This is a genomic window from Protofrankia sp. Cr2 (assembly GCF_963555885.1).
Lineage (GTDB): Bacteria > Actinomycetota > Actinomycetes > Frankiales > Frankiaceae > Protofrankia.
In genome coordinates this window covers 19772-42501 of record NZ_CAUVXG010000017.1, presented here as the reverse complement: position 1 = coordinate 42501, position 22730 = coordinate 19772, and the positions used below count along the sequence as shown (strand labels likewise).

The window sequence follows — 22730 nt, the reverse complement described above, 5'->3', positions numbered from 1 at the left end:
GAGCATCAGATTCACATCGTTGAGCCGTTCGGGTCGGCAGACATCAGGCCCCGACGATGCGCTCGGCCAGCGCGGCGGTCTCCCGCAGGAATCGGCGCTGCCCGAGCCCTTCGAGGACGGCGTCCTCGGCCAGCCAGGATGCCGCCGCCGTCTCGACCAGCGAGAGCAGACCGGTCGCCATCACCCCGGCTTCCGCGGGCCGGATCCGTCGTTCGGGGGACGTCCTCGCGCCCACCGCCTGGGTGAACAGCTCCATAAGCTCGACCCGGGTCTCCCGGCGCAGCGCCTCGGCGGCGAGGTTCGCCCCGGACGAGGTCACGAAGTAGACCGTCGCCGCAGGTCGGTGCTGCTCCAGCCAGCCCAGCAGCCCGGTCAGAAGGCCACCGATGGCCTCGTCGTCACCGGACCTGGCGGTGACCCGGGCGTCCAATTCGGCGACAAGAGCCCTGCTGAAGGTGTGCATGGCCTCGAGTAGAATATCGATCTTGGATGGGAAATGGTAGTAGACCGCAGCCGAGGTCATCCCAGCCTCGTCCGCGATGTCGGCGACGGTCACCGTTTCCAGACCGCGCATGGCAAACAGTCGCGTGGCGGCGTCGATCACGTCGCTGCGTCGGGACGGTCGGTGAGCGGGCCGTTTGGGGCTACCGTTCCCGTCGGAGCTATCAGTCATGTGACGCCGATTCTCCCAACCGGCTGGTGGCCCCGGGGGCTCCGGGATCTGTTGGGTCATCATGGTCCGGCCGGTGCGGCATCGTGTCAGGAGGTTCGCTGTGACCGAGCTTGCGGAGCTGCCGGAGCGGGGTAGACAGCCCGCACACCGTCCCTCCAGGCGCCAGTCGATCGTTACCGCCGCCATCGGGGTTTTCGCCCGTAAGGGCTTCGACGCGGCCGGCATCCAGGATATCGCCGAGGCGGCGCAGGTCGTCCCGACGGCGGTGTACTACCACTTCTCCGGCAAGGAGGAGCTCTTCGACGTCGCCCTGCGTCGGGTTGTGGGCGCGATCAACGCCGTTGTCGCGCAGGCACGGTCCGACGACGAACCGGGCGACATCATCGCGCTGCATCGGGTCACCGACGCGGTCTGGGACTGGATCGAGGCGCATCCCGACGAAGCGCGCCTGCTCTACCTGCACATGCCCGGCGCCACCCAGCAGGCCCGGGTGTTGCGGCGGGACTTCGAGGAGCTGCACATCCAGCGGTCGTTCGATTACATCGTCTCCTCCCGGATGCCCACGACGCGGCGCTCCGCCGCAGCCAAGCACGCGACCCAGACGCTCGCCGTGCGTACCCTCACCCATCTGCTGATGGCCATCCATCCGATGCGCATGGATGACGGTCCGCTCAGCCGCCAGCCACCGAAGGCCCTGCGCCGGGCCTTGGACGCCATGTCCGAACGGATACTCACCGTCGACTGAGAGTCGAGTCGTCGACTGAGTGCCGCGTTTCAGCGCGCCCGGCCCCGCACCCGATGCGACCAGATGTTGGCGCGGCGGGCGACTCCAGTTACTGTTGCCGCCATCACAAAAGTAACTCCAGAAAGAGCGCCGTGCCCTCGGTCGCTCTCAGACGAGGAGTCGGATGGTGGCTACTCCCGTGCTCCGCGTGCGACGGCTGTCGAAGACGTTCCCCGGGCAGCGCGCCCTGGTGGACGTCGACATCGACGTCGAGCCCGGTGAGATACGTGCGCTGGTCGGTCAGAACGGCTGCGGCAAGTCGACGTTGATCAAAATATTGGCCGGCTTCCACGAGCCGGATGCAGGCAGCGAGGTCATGGTCGCCGACCGGCCGCTGTCATTCGGTGACCCCGTCTCCTCGGATGCCGCCGGACTGCGTTTCGTCCACCAGGATCTCGGTCTCGTCGCGGCCCTTGACACGGTCGACAACCTGGCGCTCGGCCACGGCTACGAAACGGGCCGGCTCGGCCTGATTCGCTGGCGCCAGGAACGGGCCGGGGCCCGGACGGCAGTGCGCGACCTCGGCTACGACTTCGACATCAGCCGGCCCGTGGGTGCTCTGGCGGCGAGCGAGCGGACCGCGGTCGCGGTGGCGCGCGCGCTGTCGCGGCACGCCACACCGCCGCGGGTGCTCGTCCTCGACGAGCCAACGGCCAACCTGCCGGCCGCCGAGGCGCAGCGCCTGTTCGCGCTCGTCCGCAGCGTGCGCGATGCCGGCGTCGCGGTCATCTTCGTCTCGCATCATCTGGACGAGGTCTTCGGGCTCTGCGACACCGTGAGCGTGCTGCGCGACGGCGCTCTGGTCACCACCCGGCCCACCGCCGGGCTCGACGAGGCCGACCTGGTCGAGCTGATGATCGGCCGCAAGCTGGCGCAGTACGACGTGCCGCCGGCCGATGCGGCCCACCAGGGTGAGGTGGCCCTCGACGTCCGCACCCTGGAGACCACCGCCCTGCGCGGGGTCGACCTGACCGTGCACTCCGGGGAGGTCGTCGGCATCGCCGGCCTCACCGGCTCCGGCCGTGAGGAGTTGGCGCTCGCGCTGTTCGGCGGCTGTGCGCGCGGTGGGGTCGTGGCCGTCGCGGGCACGACCGTTCCGCAGCTGCGTCCAGACCTTGCCATGCGCTATGGCATGGGGCTCGTGCCTGCCGAGCGGCACGCCAACGCGGCGTTCCTCGAGGCGGACCTGCAGGAGAACGTCGTGGTGGCGAGCCCCACCGCGTTCAGCCGCCGAGGCGTGCTTCGCCGGGGCAGCGAGCGGTCGGACGTCGCCCGCTGGCTGGACCGGTTGAACGTGGCGCCGGCCGATACCGAACGGGCCATGTCGACGCTGTCCGGTGGCAACCAGCAGAAGGTCGTCCTGGCCCGTTGGCTGCGTCGCGAGCCTCGGGTCCTGGTCCTGGACGAACCCACTCAAGGCGTCGACATCGGGGCGAAGGCCGAGATTCATGCACTGGTCGACCGGGCCGCGGCCGACGGTGCGGCTGTCGTCGTGGTCTCCACCGACCATGACGAACTGGCGCGGCTGTGCGGACGCGTGCTCGTCCTCGCGGGCGGCCGTGTCGTGGACGAGTTACACCGCGCCGACCTGCACGCGGACCGCATCACGGCCGCAGCGGTCGGTCACACCCTCAGGAGCGCGTCATGACGACAGAAGCAGCGCAACCAACGAATGCCGCCGGGGTCGCCGGCACCGCTGTCACTGCCGGGGTCACCGCTGCCGGCCCGGACCCGCAACCGGGCGCGGTCAGCCGCCGGCTGCCAAGGCCGAAGTTCGGGCTCGATCGGTTCAGCGGTCTGTATGTCTGGCTTTTGATCATCATAGTGTTCGGCAGTTGGCTGCCGGACACCTTCCTCAGAAGCGACAACTTCCAGATCATCGCCGGGGACCAGGCGATAACCGCGATGCTCGCCCTGGGATTGATCGTACCGCTGGCCGCGGGCGTGTTCGACCTGTCCTGCGCGGCGACGCTCGGGTTCGCCGTCGCGGTGGTCACCTGGCTGCTCCAGCAGGGGGTCAACCCCGTTCTCGCGGTACTGCTCGCGATCGGCTCCGGCGCGTTCATCGGGTTGATCAACGGTCTGGTCGTGGTGCGGCTGAACGTGGACTCCTTCATCGCCACGCTCGGCATGAGCAGTATTCTTGCCGCCGCCGCCTACTGGGTCACTGATGGTGAACAGATTGTCAACACCGCATCGAAGACCTTCCTTGACGCCGGTAGCACCCGGTTGTGGGGGATCTCGCTGCCCTTCTACTACATGGTGCTGCTTGCGGTGATCCTCTACGTCGTCATCGACCACACACCGGTGGGCCGCTACCTCTACGCGGCGGGTGGCAACCCGCAGGCCGCTCGCCTGGCCGGGCTGCGGGTTGCCCGGATCACGTGGGGTGCGCTCATCATCTCGGCGACGATCGCGGCGCTGACCGGCGTCATCCTCGCGGCCAAGCTGGGCTCCGCATCCCAGGATGTGGGGCCCCCGTACCTGCTGCCGGCCTTCTCGGCGGTGTTCCTCGGCTCTACCCAGATCAAGGCCGGGCGGATGAACGTCCTCGGCACGCTGGTTGCGATCTACCTCCTCGCGACCGGCGTCAAGGGCCTGCAGCTCGCCGGATCGCCGTCCTACGTCAACAACCTCTTCAACGGGCTTGCGTTGATCATCGCGGTGGCGCTGGCGGCCCGTACCCATCGGCGGCGTTGATCGGCGGCGCTGACGAGCGAGGCTGGCAGGCTCCGCGGTGGCCGCTCGATGCAAGTAACTTGACACGCTCCTAAGTAAGTGAGAGTGTCCGCCGTCACATCACATTTTGATGGGTTACGGCCGGTAGGTCGCGCTTGATAGATCACGCCGATCGCCCGGGGGGGCGCGTCCACCCGGCCGTCCGGCACGCGAGCCCCCGACGCAGACGACGGCAACAGGAGGAAAAGGTTTCATGAGAACGACTTCCCGCACGAGGGTCGGGGCCGTGGCGGTGGCTGCGGCCACAGCGTTATTCGCCGCGGCGTGCGGCAGCAGCGACTCCTCGTCGACCTCGTCGACCTCGCCGAGCGCGACGCCGTCGCAGCAGCAGGCAACCGGATCGACGGGTTTGAGTCAGGCAAAGGCCACGGTGGACGCGAGCCTGGCGAACCCGAGCGGTATCCTTCTTGACACCGCGCTGTCGAAGAAGCCGCCCACGGGCAAGTATGTGATCACAGTGGAAACCCCGGTCCCGGTCACCAAGGTGCGCGACGACGCCTTTGCCGAGGCGGCCAAGGTGTTCGGCTGGCGCTATGAGCGGATCGTCCCCGGCAGCGGTCCCGAGGATTACGGGAACGCGCTCACCCAGGCGATTTCCAAGCATCCCGATGCCATTCACGTCTCCGGCACGCCACTGTCGCTACTCAAGACCCAGTTGGATCAGGCCAAGGCGCAGAACATCCCGGTGGTCTCCGAAAGCGTCGGTGGCGCCTTCGACCCGCCGGTGATCTCCAACAGTCTCGACGGTGACGATCAGGTCGCGGCCTGGGGCAAGATGGTCGCGAGCTATGTGGTGGTCAACAGCGGCGGCAAAGCCAACGTCGCGCTGTTCACGATCAAGGCTTTCCCCATCCTGGGTGTGTTCGTGGACAGCTTCAAGAGCACCCTGTCCAGCACCTGCCCGGCCTGCTCGGTCAAGGAGGTCAACCAGCAGCTCGCCGATCTGGGTACCAAGACCCCGTCCAGCGTGGTCAGCACCATCCAGCAGGACCCAAAGATCAACTGGGCCATCTTCACCTTCGGTGACCTGAGCCTGGGCGTGGACGCGGCGCTCAAGGGCGCTGGTCTGAACGGCAAAGTCAACGTCGGTGGTGAGACGCCCAGCCAGGCCAACCTGGCGGCGCTCAAGGACGGCACCGAAAGCGTGTGGACCGGCTTCTCCGCACCGATCCTCGGCTGGCGCCTCGCGGACATGCTGGCCCGACACTTCAACGGCGATGATCTGGCTGCAGCGAACAAGGTCCTGTTGCCGACCCAGCTCATCACCAAGGACAACGTCTCCTCGGTCCCTCTCGACTCCACCGGGTACTACGTCGGTTTCCCCGGCTACCAGGATGCCTTCAAGAAGCTCTGGCAGGCACAGTAGCCGAAGCGCTCGGCTAGCCCGGCCAAAGGGTGCGCGATCATGGTTTTTTGCGCACCCGGAGGCCTCTTACAAGCCGGCCCGGCCAAAGGGTGCGCGATCATGGTTTTTTGCGCACCCGGAGGCCTCTTACAAGCCGGCCCGGCCAAAGGGTGCGCGATCATGGTTTTTTGCGCACCCGGAGGCCTCTTACAAGCCGGCCCGGCCAAAGGGTGCGCGATCGTGGCTTTTTGCGCACCCGGAGGCCTCTTACAAGCTAGGCACGATCAGGTAGCGCAATCTCGGGTCGGGGATGGCACTGGGCCGTCTCCGACCCGAGGAGGGATCGGGAGACGCAATGCTTGCAGGACTGCGCGGTAAGTCGGTGGTCGTCACGGGCGGTGCCGGCGTGATCGGGTCGGCGGTCAGCCGGCGGCTCGCGGCGGAGGGAGCGCTGGTCGTGGTCGCGGACCTCGACGCGGACGCGGCCAGCAACGCCGCTGAACTGATCGGTGGTGATGCCATCGGCGTCGGTGTCGACGTCACCACGCCGCTCGGCGCACAGGCCAGCGTCGACGCGGCTGTCCAGGCTTTCGGAAAGCTGGACCTTTACCATGCCAACGCGGGCGTGGAGTGCATGGTGCGGACGGTGGCGGACTTCGACCCGGCTGACTTCCATCGGGTCTTCGGCGTCAACGTGCTCGGCGCCTTCCTGTCGGCGCAGGCCGCGGTGCGGCAGCTGTCGGCCCAGGGCAACGGCGGTTCGATTCTTTTCACCGCATCAATCGCGGCCCTGATGGGGACCGGTGGCATGTCGATCTACAATGCCTCCAAGCACGCCGTGCAAGGCTTGGCGCGTTGCCTGGCGTTGGAGGTCGCGGGCACTGGAATCCGTGTCAACTCCCTGGCCCCGGGCGTCGTCGAATCCCGCATGATGGATTCGCTCGGTGCCGGGCTCGGGGCATTGGCAGGGGCGGACGGGACCACTTACAAGGGTCGTATGCAGGGTGCGGTACCGCTCGGCCGGTACGCTACTCCCGAGGAGATCGCGGCGACTGCGGCATGGATCCTCAGCGACGAGGTGCCTTATCTGCACAACGAGTTCATCACCGTCGGCGGCGGCATCGCCCCCTACTGACGGCGCTCTACTGACGGCCGCCTGCAGACGGCCGCCTGCAGACGGCGCTGTGCTGACAGGGCACTCCTGGCGGCCCGCGGCGGATAATCGTGCCGTACTGCTGATTGCCACATGGCGACAGTTGATGGACAGCTGACGAAAGGTGACAGGTCGTGGATCTTGGACTGGCGGGACGGCGGGCACTGGTGACAGGGGGCAGCCGAGGTCTCGGCCGTGCGATCGCGGCGACGCTGGCACAGGAGGGCTGCTCGCTCGCCCTGTGCGCACGCGGTGTCGAGGGTCTGGAGAAGGCGGCGGCCGAGTTGCGCGCCGACGGCGTCCAGGTGTTCGCCGAGCCCTTTGACGTCAGCGACGTCGACGCGCTCACAGCCTTTGTCAACCGCGCCGCGGCGGAACTGGGCGGGCTGGACATCGTCGTGTCCAATGTGTCCGCCGGCCCGGCCAAGGACGCCGGTCAGTGGCAACGCAGCCTGGACGGGGACCTGCTGCCGTTCGTCCGGTTGGCCGAGACGGCCGTGCCGCACCTCGCCGACGGCGGTGGGTCGATCATCGCGATCGGCACGACGAACGCGTTCGACACGGTGCGGCCGGCCTCCCCCAATGCCTATTCGGCCATCAAAGCAGCTGTGCTGCACCATTCCGCGGCGCTCGCGCGGACCCTCGCGCCGCAGGGGATCCGGGTCAACACGGTTTCCCCCGGGCCGATCGAGTACCCCGGCGGGGACTGGGAGAAGGTCCGCGAGCACCGGCCGGAGGTCTACGCGGAGGTTCTGGCCAAGATAGCGGTCGGCCGGTACGGCCAGCCCGAGGACGTCGCGGCCGCCGTCGCCTTCCTGGCAAGCCCCCGGGCCGGATTCTGCAACGGCGTCAACCTCGTGGTGGACGGCGGGCTCGTCACCCGCGTGCAGTTCTAGAACCGGCGGTTGCGACCCATGGCGGGACCAGCCGGCCGGATTGACGCCGTGCTCGTATGCGGCGGGCGTTGGCATGACTTCGATTTCGCGCGGCTGCAGCTTCTTGAACGCCTCGGGCGACACGAGCGGGTACGCACCCGGGTCTTCGAGGACTACGCCCGCACCGATGCGATCGGGTCGGCTGACGTGCTTGTCACCTATACCTGTGACCGGCGTCCCAGCGCTGAGCAGCAGCAGGCCCTGGTGGACTTCGTCGCGCGTGGTGGGCGGTGGCTGGCGTTACACGGAACCAACTCGGCGATCGATGCGCCCGCGCCGGGTACGCCACGCCTGTTCACCACGCCGCGGGTGCTCGGGGAGGTGGCCACGGTGCTGGGCAGCCAGTTCCTCGGCCACCCACCGATCGCGCCCTACCAGGTCGAGATCACCCAGGCGGATCATCCGCTCGTGGTGGGGATCGACCCCTTCGAGGTCAGTGACGAACTGTACGTCAGTGAGCTGCATCCCCCGCTCGACGTGCTGCTGCACACCCGCTACCGCGGGCCAGCCCGGGGCTTCACCGAAGGGCATGTCGCCGATTCCGCGGACGACGTCCAGCCGGTGCTCTACCTGCGCCGCCACGGCGACGGCGAGGTCTGCTACTTCACCCTTGGGCACTGCCGCGGCCGATTCGACGTCCAGGACCTCGGCGTCGACGACCTCGGCCGGACCGACCGGGGGAGCTGGACCGCGCCGGAGTTCGCCACGGTGCTCGACCGCTGCCTGTCCAGAGCGATCTACGGCGCCAGGTAGCCACCGGTATCTCAGCGTCCAGATCAGGCGTCGGGGTCGAGGCGGATGAGCATCTTGCCGACGTTGTCACCCCGCAGCATCCCGAGGAAGGCGGTGACCGCGTTGTCCAGGCCGTCCACGACCGTCTGCCGCGATACCAGTTCACCGGTTCGCAGCCAGCCCGAGATCCGTTCGGTGAATTCCGCCCGCAGATCCTCGTGGTCGCGGACGATGAACCCCCGCAGGGTCACCCGCCGCAGCACGGCCTGGATGAGATGGTCGATGCTGGGCCGGGGGGTCTGCGAGGTGAACTGGGAGATCATGCCGCACAGCGCCACCCGACCGCCGACCCGCAGCGCGTCGAGCGCGGCGACCAGCTGGTCGCCGCCGACGTTGTCGAAGTACAGGTCGATGCCGTCCGGCGCGGCCCGCCGCAGCCCTGCCTCGACCGGTTCGGCGCGGTAGTCGATGGCGGCGTCGAACCCGAGTTCCGTGGTGAGCAGCCCACATTTGGCCGCACCGCCCGCGCTACCGATGACCCGAGCGGCACCGAGCAACCGGGCGATCTGACCAACCGCACTGCCGACCGCACCGCCGGCCGCGGAGACGAAAACGGTGTCCCCCTTTGCCAGCTCGCCCGCACGCAGCAGTCCGGTATAGGCGGTGAAACCGGTCTGGCCGAGCATGCCGAGCCATGTCGAGGGCGCGGCGTGCTCGGCGTCGACGACGGCGAACGAGGCCGGGTCACCCGGGGTCGCGTCGAGCACCGCGACGTCGCGCCAGCCCAACCGGTGGCGCACCCACGCACCTTCGTCGATGCCCGGAGCGCGGCTTTCCAGAACCCGTCCGACAGCGGACCCGTCCAACGGCTCGCCGATGGTGAAGTTCGTCGTGTAGTGCTTCTCGGTCTCCTCGAGGCGACCCCGCATCGACGGATCGACGCTCATGAAGGCGTTGCGCACGAGCAGCTGGCCCTCGCCCAGCGCGGGCACGGGCCGTTCGCAGAGCGCGAAGTCGTCCAGGGTCGGCCCGCCGGGCCCGGGACGGCGGGCCAGCGTCACCACCCGGGTGCGGCGGCCGGCCGCGCTCATGCCGGGGTGTTGCGGTCTGAGCGCCGGGCCCGGCGGCCGACCCAACCGGCGACCTGCAGGTCGGCATGGCGGATCTCGCCCGACTGCCAGCGCGCGTCGGAGTCGAACAGGCCGCGCTGGCCGGTCGTCGGGTCGTAGACCTCGACCAGACCGTTGTCCGTCAGCGTGTACACCTGCTTGCTGATCGGATGAGTCACGCTCATCGGATTGGTACTCACTGCACGCTCACAGCTCCTTCCTTTGGTCCTTCGGTGACCAGAAGTTGTGGCCGCCAGGCCCTACAGGCCGTGTAGTTCCTCCACGCGGCGTACACCACGTTTGGCTACCACGACCGGGCCGGTCACGCGTAGTTGGCAGGCAAGTCGTATTCGCTCGTCCGCCGCCGAACCGATCGAGGCCAGCCCCTCCCGCTCAAGGTCGCCGATCGGGCCGCAGTGCTCCGCACCGTCGCTGACTCGTAGGACACAGGTGCGACACGTGCCGAGGCCACCGCAACTGGTCGGCCACCAGTATTCGCACCGGCGAGCGGCGGCGAAGACGGTCTCGGTCTCGGCTACCGCCAGCACGATGCCGGACGGCGTGACCGTCACCTGTGCGGTCAGCGTGACATCCACATGTCGAGCAGATAGTGGAAATGCCGGATGCGGCTTTCCTGATAGCTCGCGAGGGTGATACCGGGCTTGCGCGTCGTCTTCAGGCCCTGCTGCACGAACGGTAGGTTGGCGATGTCCTGGTCGAAGACCGGACCCAGCAGGCCGAGTTCGGGAACGTCGGCCATGTCCACGTCCTCCGGTACCCATCGGATTTTCGCCGGGGCGGGGCGCGGGGTGCCCTTGGGCCATCCGGACAGGAAGAAGATTTCGGAGATGCAGCGGTCGGGGTCGTTACCGTAGGGCCGGAACCGGTAAATGATGTTCGATTTCTTTCCGGCCCAGGGGTGGAAGTTCGGAAAGAGAATGTAGTTGATCGCGTCCAACAGTTCGCTGTCGGTGATTTCCGCGTAGTTCTCGCCGGACAGCGCGTTCAGTTGGTTGCGCATCTGGTCGGCGAGCACCGCTCGGGCCGTGCTGCCGGCTGGGATCTCCGGCAGCTTGTCGCCGGACGGCGTGAGGTCCCGCCCCTGGGTCGAGGCGTAGAAACCGCGCGAGAAGTAGAAGCTCTCCAGGACCTCCTCCTCGGTGACGCTGCCCGCCAGGTGCGGGCTGGGCACACCCTGCGGAGTGATCGTGCGGTCCCAGTTGGTGCCGGCGACGACGTCATACTGCGAGTTGGCATCGCCCATCCAGGCCAACAGCTGCGGATGGGTGCTGATCACATGAAAGGCCTCCATGAAGGCCTCCTGCCCGATCTTCCAGTTGCAGGGCAGGATCTTCGCAATGTGCAACGAGGTGTACCGGTCGTCAAGCGGCCAGCGGGTGAAATGGTCCGGCAGGTCACCGGCGAAGGTCTCGAACGGCTCGCAGTCGGGATCCATGTTGATGAAAACGAAGCCCCCCCAGGTGGCGACCTTCGCCTCCGGAAGGTTGAACGTCGCCGGGTCGACATGGGGGAAGTCCCAGGCACACGGGATGCTCTTGAGAGTGCCGTTGATGTTCCAGGTGAAACCGTGGAACGGGCAGCGGAACTCTGGCACGTGCCCGCCTGCGGTGCGCAGCTTGCGCCCGCGGTGCAGGCAGGCGTTCACGAAGGCCCGGATCTCGGTCGGGGTGGTCCGCACGATCAGCAGCGAGTCGTCGGCTATCTCGTAGATCTCGTGATCACCGACCTCGGGGATGGCCTCCTCGCGGCAGGCGAACTGCCAGACCCGCCGCCAGAGCTTCTCGACCTCCATGCGGTGCCAGGCGGGTGAGATGTAGCGCTCGACGTCGATGTCGTCGTCGCCGAGGTACTCGTTGACGCTCACCCGCAGGACGTCGGGTACGGGCCGGGTGTCCGCGGCGAGGTAGTCCTGCGCGGAGGGACCGGGGCAACGGGCACGGGTGTCGGGCTCCTGCGTGACCATGGTGCCTCCCGAAGTTTCTGGTGTCTGGCTATAGTAACCGGCCGTCAGGCGTGACGGGTGAAGTCGCGGTGTCCGCGGTGCAACCTCGGCTTGCCTACCAACCTCGGCTTGACTACCAACCTCGACCGTGACTACAGCGCCAGGACCGTCACGGTGCCGGTTGAACCGTCGACCTCCAGCAGCGTCCCGGTGGGGATGCGCCGGCTCGCCGCCGGTACGCCCGCCGCGCACGGGATGCCGAGTTCGCGGCTGACGATCATCGCGTGGCTGCCCATCGCGCCGACGTCGACGACGGCGCCCGCCGAGACCATGAACAGCGGTGTCCACGACGGGTCGGTCTGCGGGGCTACCAGAATCTCGCCGGGTGCCAGGTCGCCGGCCGCGTCGATGGCGGTCACGACCCGCGCCCGGCCCCGGGCCACGCCCGCGGCCGCACCGACACCGCGCAGTACCTCACCCGGTTTGACGGGACTGATCTCGGCGTCGACGCGTCGTCCCAGCGATGCGATGGGCGGCAGGGGCCTGGTGCCGTCGATGAACACCGGTAGGTCGAGGCCGAACAGCCCCCGCCATTCCCGCTCCCGGTCGGCGAGGGTCGCGCTCAGCGAGTCCGGGTCCAGGGCGAGCGTTTCCAGTTCGGCGTCGGTCGCCATGAAGATCTGTCCGGGGTGGTCGAGATGACCGTGCTCGTGCAGGCGCCTACCGAGCTCCACCAGCGGCATCCGCGCCTCGTGCAGGATCTTGATGCAGGTGGTCTTCGCGCGTTCCCGCCAGGCACCGAAGCGGCGCGCCGAGGCGAGCGCGCCGTGGCAGGTGGCCTGCGCGGTGGCGTCCCCGCCGAGGCGAGCGAGCGCCTGCGTGAGCGCGGCCTCGGTGTCCACGGCCTGGCTGCGCGCGCGCAGGACCGGGGATGCGTCGTCGTCGAGGTGGCGCAGCCGGTCGAGCAGCGCCAGCGGCAGCTCGGGCCTGGTCTCCCAGGTTTGCGAGCCCAGGTCCCACTCGTTGGGGCCGCGGTAGCCGAAGTCCCGCAGGAAGGCCGCGAACCCTGCGTGGAACGCGGGATGGACGTCGGCCAGGCGTGTGACCAGGCCGTTCACCCCACCGTCGAACGCGGCTGCGAGCCCCGCGTCGCCGCGGATGATCCGGGAGAGGTCCCAGAGCGCGAAGGAGGGGGCGGCCGAGTCGACGTCCCCGGCCTTGCCGATGAGCCGGACTACGAGGGCGGTGTCGCCGCCGAGGAGCTGGCCGAGCACGCCCGGACCGACCGCGCTGCTGTTTGAGGCGATCACCTCGCCGCGCCACGCCAGCCGTTCCAGCGACAGCACCGACCGGGCTCTGGCAACCAGGGCCAGCGCGCTCATCGTCGCCAGGTTGGGACGCTGCTCCCGTAGCGTGTCAGCGATCGCGCGATCCTCGTCGAGCTCCGGGAACGTCGTCGTCGACAGCACCCACCCCGCCCGCGCCGCGATGGCCGCGGACCGTTCCTCATTGACGTCGTCCGGTCGGATGACGTGCGCCGGCGGCTCACCGCCGCCCGCGAACCACATGGCGTCCACCGCGTCGGTGCTGATCCCGGAACGGATACCGGTCAGCCGTGGCAACGTCATGTTGACGTACAGGTGGCCGTAGAAGAAGGCCGCGTTCGGGGAGACGTCGACCGACTGCTCGGCCAGGGTGAACGCCCCGAAGGCGGCCACACCCGTGTCCCAGCCGGGAAGGATGAACGGGATCCAGCCAAGGCTTGCGCCCAGCGGCGTGATCGGATCCGCCAACACGTCGTTGGCGTTGAGCCGAGTGTAGATCGGAAAGCGCTGGCTCGGCTGTGTGTCGATGATCCACTGCTGGCTGGTCATGCGTCCCGCTCCTCCTGGTCCGTCCGACATGGACCGACGTTGGCTGGTGTATCTGTGACGTGCAACACTCCTACGGTAGAAACTGTAGTGCAAGCAAACTAAGTGGCTGATGTTTCGGTTCGCAGGTCCCCAGGTTCGTGATCATGGTTCTGTTTGCGCGCCTGTCGACCTCACGCGCTCCCAGGAGGACGTATGCAGCTTGAAGGCAAGGTCGCGGCCATCACGGGAGGGACGGCGGGTATCGGCCGCGCCATCGCCGAGGCGTTCCTCGCGCAGGGGGCGTCCGTCGCGATCAACGGTCGGTCCGTGGACAAGGGGGAGAAGACGCTGGCGGCACTCGGGGCCGGCACCCGGGCGATCTTCCGCGCTGGTGACGTCACCCAGCAGGCCGAGGTCGAGGGCTTCATCGACGCGACCATCGAACACTTCGGACGTGTCGACATCCTGGTCAACAACGCCGGTGGAGCCAGCGGCCTTCAGCCGACCGTCCTGCTCAGTGACGAGACGTGGGACCTCACGATGAAGTGGAACCTGTACTCGACCTTCTGGGCCACCCGGCGCGCCCTGCCGGCGATGATCGAACGCAAGTGGGGGCGGATCATCAACATCTCCTCGGTGGAGGGCAAGCACGGCAAGCCCGTCCTGACCCCCTATGTGGCCGCCAAGCACGCCATCAACGGCATGACGAAGTCGATCGCCCGTGAGGTCGGAACCGACGGGGTCACCGTCAACTCGATCTGTCCGGGTCTGATCATCACAGACGTCGTGAAGGAGAACGGGCCGGCCACGGCGGCGGCCATGGGGATCACCTTCGACGAGATGGTCGAGCTGTTCGCCAAGGAGTCCTCGATCAAGCGGCCCAACACGGTCGAGGAGGTCGCGGCTATGGCGGTGTTGCTCGCCTCGCCCGCGGGCGCGGGTATCACCGGCGCGCTGCTCAGCGTCGACGGCGGCACCGCCTCCTACTGACGATCGCCGGCCCTGTCGCCACGTTTCGTCACGGCCGGTGGTCGATGAGGATCGGTTCCTCGGTGACGGTGATGGTGTCTCCCGGTTGGACGGCGGTTGTACTGCCGTCCAACCGGGAGATCGTCTCGACGCCGCTCAGGCGAGCAGGGTGCGGCCGAGGTGGTCGGCGGAGTCCCGGGCGCCGGGGAGGATGAAGAAGTAGCCGCCGCCGGTGGGGCTGATGTAGTCGACCAGCGGCTCGTCGATGAGCCTGGTCTGGGTGGCCTCGAACTGGCGGGCGATGTCCTGCTGGTAGCAGCAGAAGACCAGACCCATGTCGAGGTTGCCGTTGGCGTCGATGCCCCGGTCGTAGTTGTAGCCACGGCGCAGGATGCGGGACCCCGCGGTCTGCGCCGTGCGGGGGTTGGACAACCGGATGTGCGCGTCGAGAGGAATGATCTTACCGTCGGTGTCACCGGCGTAGTCCGGGATGTCACGTTCGGCCGTACCGTCCAGCGGGGCGCCGGTGTCCCGCCGCCGGCCGATCATCATCTCCTGTTCGTTGAGAGAGACCCGGTCCCAGAACTCCACCAGCATGCGGATGACGCGGATGACCTGGTAGGAGCCGCCCGCGGTCCAGGCGGGCTCGTCGCCGCCGGGTACCCAGACCAGCCGGTCCATCTCGGCGGCGCTGGTCACGTCCGGGTTGGCGGTACCGTCTTTGAAACCGAGCAGGTTGCGCTGTGCTCCCGACGGCCGGGGTGGGTTCTGGAAGCCGTCGACGCGCCAGCGCAGCTGCATGCCGCCACGGGTGTGACGGGCGATGTCACGCAGCGCGTGCAGCACGGTGTCGCGGCTGTGCGCGCACAGCTGCAGGCTGAGGTCGCCGTGGCACTGCGTCGCGTCGAGGTTGTCGTTGGGGAACGTACGCATCGGTGTCAGGTGGAGCGGCCGTCGGTCGGCCAGCCCGAACCGGCCGTCGAACAGCGACGCGCCGACCCCGACGGTGACGGTCAGCGAATCGGAGGGCACGGTGGGCCCGACGATGCCGCTGTCCGACGGTGGGGCGGTGCTGCCGAGGTCGACCGGGACACCGCCGGCGGTCAGGAACCGCGCCCGCTCGGTGATGGTCCGCAGCAGCTCGGCCAGGCCGGCGCGGTCCGGCGCGATCACGTCGAAGGATGCGAACATCGCCGCCGTGGGTGGCGGTGTGACGATCCCGGCCTGATGGGTCCCGTGAAAGGGGACCCTCGTGTCCGAGCTCGTGTCGGTGGTGTCGCCTTCGCCGGTGGTGGCCAGCGCCACCCCGCCGGCACCGACACCGGCGCCGACGGCTGCACCCGCGGCCAGCGCGCCGGCGAGAAACGACCGGCGCCCGAGCGCAACGCCGGGGAGTCCGGCGCGGCGCCGGGGTGCCGGGCAGCTGGACGTGACGGTCGGGTCTGCCTGCTGCCGTGGCAGCGACGGCTCGGATGCTTCGGTCATCGGTGGCTGCTCCGGGAGGTCGACGGGGTCGCGGGCGGGAATGCCGGGCTCGCTCATCCGGTGTTCCTGATTTCGAGGACGTCGGGGATGGGCGCGAGGGTCTCCAGCAGCGCACCGAGGCTGCCGTTGAGGCGCTGCCGGTCAGCGAGGGGGAGACGGTCCGGGGCGATCCAGGTTCCGGCCGGGTCGGCGGTCTGGCGCAGGAGCGTCCCGAATGCGTCGAGCTGGCGTTGCGAGGCAGCCAAGGTCGCCGGCGCCCGGGTCGTCAGCAACGGCGCAATGATGGTCAACAGCTCGCGGGTACCGTCCACGTTCGCCGCCGCGGTCGCCAGCGCCGTGCCGCTGCCCTGGTCCGCGGACCCGGTGAGCTGGAACTCGATGGTGTTCTCAAGAATCTCGTGGGTGCGCAGGGCCAGGTCGTTGGAATCGAACTCCTGGGTGGGGAATGCCTTGGCGAGCTCGGCGACGGAATCGGCGAGCGTCGCCACCGGTGCTTTCAACGAGTCCACCGACTCGCCGTGCCACAGCCCGTACTCGACCCGGTGGAAGCCGGCGAAGTCCGGGTCGCCGACGCCGCCTGGCAGACCGGCGGGCCGTCCGTTGATCGACGCGTCGAAGTCGCCGAATGTGCCGTAGGCGGCGCCGAGGCGTTCGTAGTCGAGATGAGCTGTCAGCCAGTCGCGACGGGCTGCGTCGAGGTCGCCGGCCTCGACGTCCGCCCGCAGCGTGTCGGTGTCACGTGCCAGCGTGGCCAGCCCCGCGCTGACGAAGGCCCGGTAGGCGTCCACCGGCGCGCTCATGGTCTCGTCCGTCACCGGAATGATCGCCAGGCCGCCGTCGCCCGACCCGGCCACCCGCCGGCTCGCCGAGACGACGGGATCTCCACCATCGGGCAGGCATTGCCAGGCGTAGGTACCGCCGCCGATGGTCGCCGACAGCGGCCGGCTGGTGCCCGGCGCGAGCAGTTCGATCTCGGCGTGGATCGCTCCGCTCGCCGGCTCGATGAGGCGGACCTCCATGGCTTTCGCGCCGGTGTTGCGAACGGTGAAGGTCACCCGGCCCGGTTGCGGCGCGTCCCAGGCTGTGACGCAGGAACCGGACGTCGCCTCGATCATCGTGTCACCGCTGCCGGCGGCCGGGCCGAGCGCCAGGATGGCGGCGCCGGCGGCGACGGCGGGTACGGCGATCATGGTCACCGGAAGCACCCAGCGCGGCACCCGCCGCGCACCACCCGGCGCTGAGGTCGGCTCCGGCGCTGCTTCGGCCGGGGCCGGCTGCTTGGGAACCTCGGCGGCGGGCAGGGCCGCGGGCGCGTCGGCGGGTGCCGGACGCGGGGGGCGGATACCCCGGACGAACAGGGCCATCACCGGGATCAGATAGGCGAGGTAGCCGACGAGTTGGAGCACGGTCATCCGGGTTGTGATGTTGAAGATGCCCTCGACGAGCCGGGCGTACCACGAGCTCGGGTCGACGCTGGTGCCGAGGTCGAACGCGGTCGTGCCGATGCCGGGCAGGATGGTGCTCTCCTGCAGATCACGCAGGCCGTACCCGGTCACACCGGACGCGATCACAATCAGCCCGATGCCGGTGAACGTGAAGAAACGGGTCAGATTGATCTTCACGGCCCGGCGATACATACCGACGCACAACGCAGCGGCGAGTGTGAGCCCGGCTGCGGCCCCGACCAGCGGACCGACCGATTCGCCTGCGCCGCGGGTGGTCGTCCAGACGAACAGGGAGGTCTCCAGACCCTCCCGGGCCACCGCGAGGAACGCGGTGAGGACCAGGATCCCGGGGCCGAGCGTCAACGCGGCCGTGACCTTCCCGCTGATCTCACCGGACAGCGCTCGTGCCGACCGCCGCATCCAGAAGATCATTATGGTGACGAACCCGACGGCGATCAGGCTCAGGATGCCGCTGAACCCTTCCTGCGCTTTGGTCGACATCGAGGCGGCGGCGAAGGTCAGGACCGCGCCGAAGCTCACCGAGAGCGCCGCCGCAGCCAGTACCCCCGTCCAAACCTGGGGGAGGCGCTCGCGTTGGTCGGCGCGAACAAGCGTGGCGACCAGGATCGAGACGATCAGACCTGCTTCGAGACCCTCGCGTAGCCCGATGAGCAGGTTCGGGACAACGTCGCTCCACACGTCCGGTACCTCCGTGATCGCCAGTATTAGTTTAGGGAAGGTATCAGAAGTATAAGTAAACTTCACCTAATTTACTGATAGTAAAAGATCATGCCTGGACGGTGAGGAAGCCGATGAGGGTGGCAATCCACCAACCGGCCTGCGAAACCGCGGCGCTGATCCCCGCCCGTACGAGCAGTAGTCGGCCGGGGCGCGTGGACCGCACCAGCCGCTGGTGGACCGACCAGACGTGCAGGCCGTTGAAGGCGATGACGAGTACCAGCAGAAGTTTCACCCGAGTGAGGGGTGCGGACAGGTCGGGATGCAGGAGGACGCCGCTGAGGATGAGGCCGGCCAGGCCGCCCCAGATCGCCAGGTGTAGGCCGCTCGCCACGGCGAGGACTTCGCCGAGCCGGCGCCGGCCGAGAAGCCACAGCAGCCCGAAAAAGTCGATCGCAAGGACCGAGCCGAAGCCGACCACGAGTGACGCCAGGTGCCCGAAGAGTGCCACCGCGTGCAGAGTCGGGTCCGCTTGGAGGTGGGTCGCGGTCCACACCGCCGCTGCCCAGCCTGCGGCGACCACGCCACCAGCTCCGAACAGCGCCCACGTCGGCAGGTTCCGACCGGTGTCGCCGGACATCGTGATGATGACTGCCGGGACGGATCGCCGCGGGTCCGCTTGCTCGCTGTTCGGCTGGATTGGCGTCAGCTCGGGGAACGGGGCACGCCAGGACACAGGTTCTCCTTTGATGCGGGACAAGAGAAGGTTATATAACCCATAATTTAGGCTTACCTAACCTTCTTATCGACGCCGCGTCAATGTGGATCATGTTTCGACCTGTGGAGGCGGACCGCCCGGCCCCTCAGTGCCGGACCGGGCGCTCGTAGCCAGCCTGGGTTTCTGGCTTGAGCTCAGGAACGACTGCCGAGCAGGTGGCCGGTTTCGTTCGCGGAGTGGACGACGATCCGGCCCGACGAGAGCTTCTCGACCCGGGACACCGAGGTGTACCCGGCGTTGAACCAGAAAAGGTCGCGGGTACCGATGACCCCGGCCAGAATGGCGTTGATGATCCCGCCGTGGCCGACGGCCACCACCCGGCCGGACGGCCAGCGCTCGAAGAGCTGCTCCAGGCAGTCGTGGGCACGGGCGATGAAGGCGGGTTGGTCGAGCTCCGGGACGAAGTCGTTGTAACGGCCTTCGACGGCTGCTCGGGCGCGTGGGTCGTCCGCGGCCATCTGTTCCACCGGGGTGTAGACCTCGTTCGGTTCGTGGGGTTCCCACTCGCGCAGGTCGGGGATCTCGACCGGGACGAATCCCAGTTCCGCGGCGAGTACGGCCGCGGTCTCGCGGGCCCGCCGCAGCGGGCTGGTGGCCAGGGCGTCCACCTGCTCGGCGGCCAGCCACGCAGCCAGCCGCTTGGCCTGGATCATGCCGTCCCCGGCCAGGCCGGGATCGGCGACGCCGTTGACGGGCAGGCCGTGGCGGACGAACAGCACCTCAGTCATGGGTTCACTTTCCAGATCCCGGCCCGGAGGCCGTGGGTAGGTATCGGCCGAAGGCGGTGAGGGCGAGGGCGGGGGTGAGGGTTGTTTATCCGGCAATGGTGCGTTCGGTGTCCCAGTAGGGACGCCGCAACGCCTTCTTGTCGACCTTGCCCATGGCGTTGCGAGGTAGTTCCATGATGATTTCATATGATTTCGGGCATTTGTATGCGGCGAGTGAGGCCCGGCAGAACTGGTCGAGGTCTCCGCTGTCCGGTGCCTGGCCCGCAGGCACGATCAGTGCCCGCAACGCCTCACCCATGTCCGTGTCGGGTACACCGATCACGGCGACATCCGCTACCTGGGGGTGGTGCGCGAGGACACGCTCGCTCTCGGCCGGGTAGAGGTTCACTCCTCCGGAGACCACCATGTCAGCTATCCGGTCGGTGATATGAATGTAGCCGTCCGAATCGACATAGCCGACGTCACCGAGCGTGAACACATCGGGCGCGAGGTAGGCGGCCGCGGTCTTGGCCGGGTCGTCGTGGTACCGCACGCCCCGGTCGGCCGGGGCACGGAAGCCCAGTACCCCGACCTCGCCGGCGGGCACCGGGGCATTGTCGGTGTCGAGGACCACAGCCTCGAACGGCGGCACGCAGCGGCCGACCGAACCGGGTCGGACCAGCCACTCCTGGCTGCTGATCCGGCAGAGCGTGCCCACCTCGCTGCCGCCGTAGGATTCCACCAGCACCGGCCCGAACCAGTCGATCATCGCCCGTTTGACGTCGGGCGGGCAGGCCGACCCGGTGTGGGGCAGACTGCACAGACTCGTCACGTCATAGCGGGCGCGCACGCCGGCGGGCAGGGCGAGCAGCCGGGAGAAGTGCGTCGGGACCATCACCGCCGAGGTCACCCGGTGGCTCTCGATGAGGCGCAGCACGCGCTCGGCGTCGAACCGCCCGAGGACGACCACGGGCTGTCCGGACAGCAGGTGGCGCAGGCTTGTCAGGGGAGCGTTGTGCTGGAGCGGCCCGACCACCAGGTGTGGTCCGGCGGGGAAGCCCGAGCGGGCGGCCAGCGCCTCGGCGTAGGCCACCGCAGTCCGCGGTGTCGGCGCGGTCCAGCGGACCTCGGTACCCCGTGGTCGGCCGGTGGTGCCAGAGGTGTAGACCAGCGGTGGTCGGGCGGGCCGGCCGGCAACATCCGGCATCGCACGGTCACTACCCGTCCAGTCCGTCCAGGCCGTCTGGCTGCCAACGCCGGTACCGGCACCGTGGACGACGACGACGCGTAACCGTGCGGGTCCGGCGGCGGCGGTCACACCGTCGTGGCTGGCCGGCCCGGTGACGGCTGCCACCGCGCCGGCGTCGAGGAGCAGGTCGGCCAGCTCTCCGGCGGTGAGCTGGCGGGAGACGGCCACGGTTCCGACGCCGGCGAGGATGCCTGCGGCGTGCGCGACCAGGGTGGGGATGGAGTTCTCGCCGGAGACCGCGACCCGCTCCCCGTTGCCACCCGCTACCGTCAGCATCTCCGCGGCGACTCCACGCACCTGGGTGGCGAGTTCCGCCCACGTCAGGTGGCCGGTGTCGTCCACCAAGGCGACGCCGGTCGGGTCCTGCCGCATCCGATCATCGATCCCAGCGAGCCGCAACGGACCTCACCGCCCTTTTCAAGGTCTGACCCCTGTTGCCCGTCCACCCCGGATGACTGTAGCCACATAGCTGTAGACAGCGTCAAGAAACCGGGTTGATCGAAGTCGGCGAAACCGGGCTGGGTGGGGGCAGCGCGAGCCCGCTGCCCGCGGTCACCCCGCCGTCGACCGGGATCGCCGCGCCGGTCACGAACGAGGCCGCCGGCGAGATGAGGAAGGCGATCACCTCGGCCACCTCCCGCGGGTGTCCCCACCGCTGCAGGGGCACCGCCCGCCGCAGGGCCTCGAAACGTTCGGCGTCGGCGGCTTCGAGACGGCTGGTCATGGCGGTGCGCACCGGACCGGGACAGACCGCGTTGACCCGGATCCCGTACAGCGCGAGGTCGATGGCGGCCGATCGGACCAGGTTGATCGCTCCGGCCTTGGCCGCCGCGTACGGCCAGCGCCGGGGTTCACCACCCAGGCCGGTGACGGACGAGGTCACCACGACCGCTCCGCCGCCGGCGCGGCGCATTGCCCCGATCGCGGCCCGCAGGCCCAGCACCACCGCGCGCAGGTTCACCGCGATGGACTCGTCGAAGACGGCGAGATCGGCGCTTTCCAGATCTCCCGACCGTGCGATCCCGGCGTTGAGTACCACGGCATCGAGCCGTCCGAACCGCTCCTGTGCCGTTGCCACGGCCGCGGTGTTGACCGCGGGGTCGGTGACGTCGCCGGCGAGTGCGACAGCATGATCCGTCCCGGTGAGCCAGGCCAGCGCCACGGTGTCGCGGTCCACGCCTACGACCCGCCCACCCCGTTCCAGCAGCAGTTCGGCGGTGGCCCGCCCGATGCCCGACCCGGCTCCGGTGATGACGGCGACCTGACCGGTGGTCGTCATACCTGCCCGACCCGGGGATCGAGTCGGACCGGATTCCTACGCGCCCATGCGTGTGCCTCGGACGAGGCCACCCAGGCCAATGCGTTCGCGATCAGCTGTCGGTAGTTCGCCAGCGCGAACGTGCGGGCGCAGTCGCCGGGCAGCAGGTAGACCAGTGGACTGCGCCCGGCGACCTTCGCCCAGGCCAGAAGGTCGCTCGCGGGCGGGTGCCCCGAGCAGTCGGGCGCCTGCCGCTCGCCGAACATGACGTGTTCATAGGCCGAGCGGAAGCGGCTGCCGTTCAGGTCGGCGTCGGTCCGCAGCAACGGGACGACGTCGGCTTCGAACACCGGGCAGCAGTACAGCTCGTCGGTGACGGTGAACTCGGCGACGCCGGCGCAGACCGGGTGGGCGGGCGCCGCCACGCGCACGGGGTATTCGCCCACCCAGCTGCCCGACGACGGCCACATCCGGCCGCGTAACCGGGCTGGCGCGTAGTGGAACCGACCGCCCAGCGCCTCGGCCCAGCCCTCCCAACCAGGCCAGCCGGCCAGCGAGTGGTGGGTGACGACAAGCCCCTGGCCCATCTCAAGCAGCTCGACGAGGGCACGGGCCACCTGCGGATCGGGGCCTTCGGGCCCGGGCGGCGAGCCCCGATGCAGGCGCAGACCGGGGATGTCGTGGCAGAGCAGTGCGTCGAAGCTTCCGGCATGCTCAGGCCGCAACCACGCCTGCGCGCAGGGCTGGACTGCATGCGCCCACAGCCAGTCCCGGTCGGCACAGATGTCGGCGACCATCCCGAGGAAGGCGTCAAGGTCGACACGGTGACCGCCGGTGAGAACCAGGACCCGCATGGGTTCATCTCCTTGACTTAG

General features: G+C 68.8%; 21 protein-coding genes. 8 read left to right on the top strand and 13 right to left on the bottom strand.

What is annotated here, in order from left to right; all coding sequences use genetic code 11:
• Positions 1-43: 43 nt before the first annotated feature.
• On the bottom strand, positions 44-673 hold the full coding sequence (locus tag U9978_RS10455; RefSeq protein WP_322760889.1) for a helix-turn-helix domain-containing protein: 630 nt from the start codon (positions 671-673) through the stop codon (positions 44-46).
• A gap of 100 nt (positions 674-773) precedes the next feature.
• Here U9978_RS10455 and U9978_RS10450 point away from each other — a divergent pair, with 100 nt between their 5' ends.
• From U9978_RS10450 to U9978_RS10420, 7 genes are all read left to right on the top strand, one after another.
• Positions 774-1418, top strand: coding sequence for a TetR/AcrR family transcriptional regulator (locus U9978_RS10450; protein ID WP_322760888.1), 645 nt, complete (start codon positions 774-776; stop codon positions 1416-1418).
• 163 nt (positions 1419-1581) lie between these two features.
• Positions 1582-3105 (top strand): sugar ABC transporter ATP-binding protein, encoded by a 1524-nt coding sequence (locus U9978_RS10445; RefSeq protein WP_322760887.1) that lies wholly within the window; start codon positions 1582-1584, stop codon positions 3103-3105.
• The gene (locus U9978_RS10440) at positions 3102-4157 is read left to right on the top strand and encodes an ABC transporter permease (protein ID WP_322760886.1); all 1056 of its coding nucleotides are present in this window, start codon (positions 3102-3104) and stop codon (positions 4155-4157) included. Before U9978_RS10445 ends, U9978_RS10440 begins: the two co-directional genes overlap by 4 nt.
• A 232-nt stretch (positions 4158-4389) precedes the next feature.
• Entirely contained in the window at positions 4390-5562 is a 1173-nt protein-coding gene (locus tag U9978_RS10435) for a sugar ABC transporter substrate-binding protein (RefSeq protein WP_322760885.1), read from the top strand.
• A gap of 334 nt (positions 5563-5896) precedes the next feature.
• Positions 5897-6676 (top strand): SDR family NAD(P)-dependent oxidoreductase, encoded by a 780-nt coding sequence (locus U9978_RS10430; RefSeq protein ID WP_322760884.1) that lies wholly within the window; start codon positions 5897-5899, stop codon positions 6674-6676.
• Between the two features lie 152 nt (positions 6677-6828).
• On the top strand, positions 6829-7590 hold the full coding sequence (locus U9978_RS10425; protein ID WP_322760883.1) for an SDR family NAD(P)-dependent oxidoreductase: 762 nt from the start codon (positions 6829-6831) through the stop codon (positions 7588-7590).
• An 18-nt stretch (positions 7591-7608) separates the two neighbouring features.
• The gene (locus U9978_RS10420; RefSeq protein ID WP_322760882.1) at positions 7609-8382 is read left to right on the top strand and encodes a ThuA domain-containing protein; all 774 of its coding nucleotides are present in this window, start codon (positions 7609-7611) and stop codon (positions 8380-8382) included.
• 23 nt (positions 8383-8405) lie between these two features.
• On the opposite strand, the gene U9978_RS10415 is transcribed toward U9978_RS10420, so the two are convergent.
• From U9978_RS10415 to U9978_RS10395, 5 genes are all read right to left on the bottom strand, one after another.
• The gene (locus U9978_RS10415) at positions 8406-9452 is read right to left on the bottom strand and encodes an NADP-dependent oxidoreductase (RefSeq protein WP_322760881.1); all 1047 of its coding nucleotides are present in this window, start codon (positions 9450-9452) and stop codon (positions 8406-8408) included.
• Complete coding sequence (locus tag U9978_RS10410) at positions 9449-9670, bottom strand: hypothetical protein (protein ID WP_322760880.1); 222 nt, start codon at positions 9668-9670, stop codon at positions 9449-9451. The genes U9978_RS10415 and U9978_RS10410 overlap by 4 nt, the downstream gene beginning before the upstream one ends.
• 60 nt (positions 9671-9730) lie before the next feature.
• Complete coding sequence (locus U9978_RS10405; RefSeq protein ID WP_322760879.1) at positions 9731-10066, bottom strand: 2Fe-2S iron-sulfur cluster-binding protein; 336 nt, start codon at positions 10064-10066, stop codon at positions 9731-9733.
• Positions 10051-11454: an aromatic ring-hydroxylating dioxygenase subunit alpha gene (locus U9978_RS10400; RefSeq protein ID WP_322760878.1), complete on the bottom strand. Its 1404-nt coding sequence runs from the start codon at positions 11452-11454 to the stop codon at positions 10051-10053. Before U9978_RS10400 ends, U9978_RS10405 begins: the two co-directional genes overlap by 16 nt.
• 131 nt (positions 11455-11585) lie before the next feature.
• Complete coding sequence (locus U9978_RS10395; RefSeq protein WP_322760877.1) at positions 11586-13307, bottom strand: PEP-utilizing enzyme; 1722 nt, start codon at positions 13305-13307, stop codon at positions 11586-11588.
• A gap of 192 nt (positions 13308-13499) precedes the next feature.
• Here U9978_RS10395 and U9978_RS10390 point away from each other — a divergent pair, with 192 nt between their 5' ends.
• Positions 13500-14276, top strand: a complete 777-nt coding sequence (locus U9978_RS10390) for an SDR family NAD(P)-dependent oxidoreductase (protein ID WP_322760876.1) — start codon at positions 13500-13502, stop codon at positions 14274-14276.
• 135 nt (positions 14277-14411) lie between these two features.
• Here U9978_RS10390 and efeB read toward each other — a convergent pair whose 3' ends face one another.
• The 7 genes from efeB to U9978_RS10355 all read right to left on the bottom strand — a co-directional run bounded on the left by efeB (position 14412) and on the right by U9978_RS10355 (position 22709).
• Positions 14412-15740 carry an iron uptake transporter deferrochelatase/peroxidase subunit gene (gene efeB, locus U9978_RS10385; protein WP_416210920.1) on the bottom strand — a complete coding sequence of 443 codons (1329 nt, stop codon included), beginning with the start codon at positions 15738-15740 and terminating at the stop codon, positions 14412-14414.
• A 53-nt stretch (positions 15741-15793) separates the two neighbouring features.
• Complete coding sequence (gene efeU, locus U9978_RS10380; RefSeq protein WP_322760874.1) at positions 15794-17884, bottom strand: iron uptake transporter permease EfeU; 2091 nt, start codon at positions 17882-17884, stop codon at positions 15794-15796.
• An 88-nt stretch (positions 17885-17972) separates the two neighbouring features.
• Complete coding sequence (locus U9978_RS10375) at positions 17973-18599, bottom strand: hypothetical protein (RefSeq protein ID WP_322760873.1); 627 nt, start codon at positions 18597-18599, stop codon at positions 17973-17975.
• A 176-nt stretch (positions 18600-18775) separates the two neighbouring features.
• Complete coding sequence (locus U9978_RS10370) at positions 18776-19369, bottom strand: histidine phosphatase family protein (protein WP_322747064.1); 594 nt, start codon at positions 19367-19369, stop codon at positions 18776-18778.
• A gap of 85 nt (positions 19370-19454) precedes the next feature.
• The gene (locus tag U9978_RS10365; RefSeq protein WP_322760872.1) at positions 19455-20969 is read right to left on the bottom strand and encodes an AMP-binding protein; all 1515 of its coding nucleotides are present in this window, start codon (positions 20967-20969) and stop codon (positions 19455-19457) included.
• Between the two features lie 109 nt (positions 20970-21078).
• The gene (locus U9978_RS10360) at positions 21079-21876 is read right to left on the bottom strand and encodes an SDR family NAD(P)-dependent oxidoreductase (RefSeq protein ID WP_322760871.1); all 798 of its coding nucleotides are present in this window, start codon (positions 21874-21876) and stop codon (positions 21079-21081) included.
• Positions 21873-22709, bottom strand: a complete 837-nt coding sequence (locus U9978_RS10355) for a ThuA domain-containing protein (RefSeq protein ID WP_322760870.1) — start codon at positions 22707-22709, stop codon at positions 21873-21875. Before U9978_RS10355 ends, U9978_RS10360 begins: the two co-directional genes overlap by 4 nt.
• Between the last annotated feature and the right edge of the window lie 21 nt (positions 22710-22730).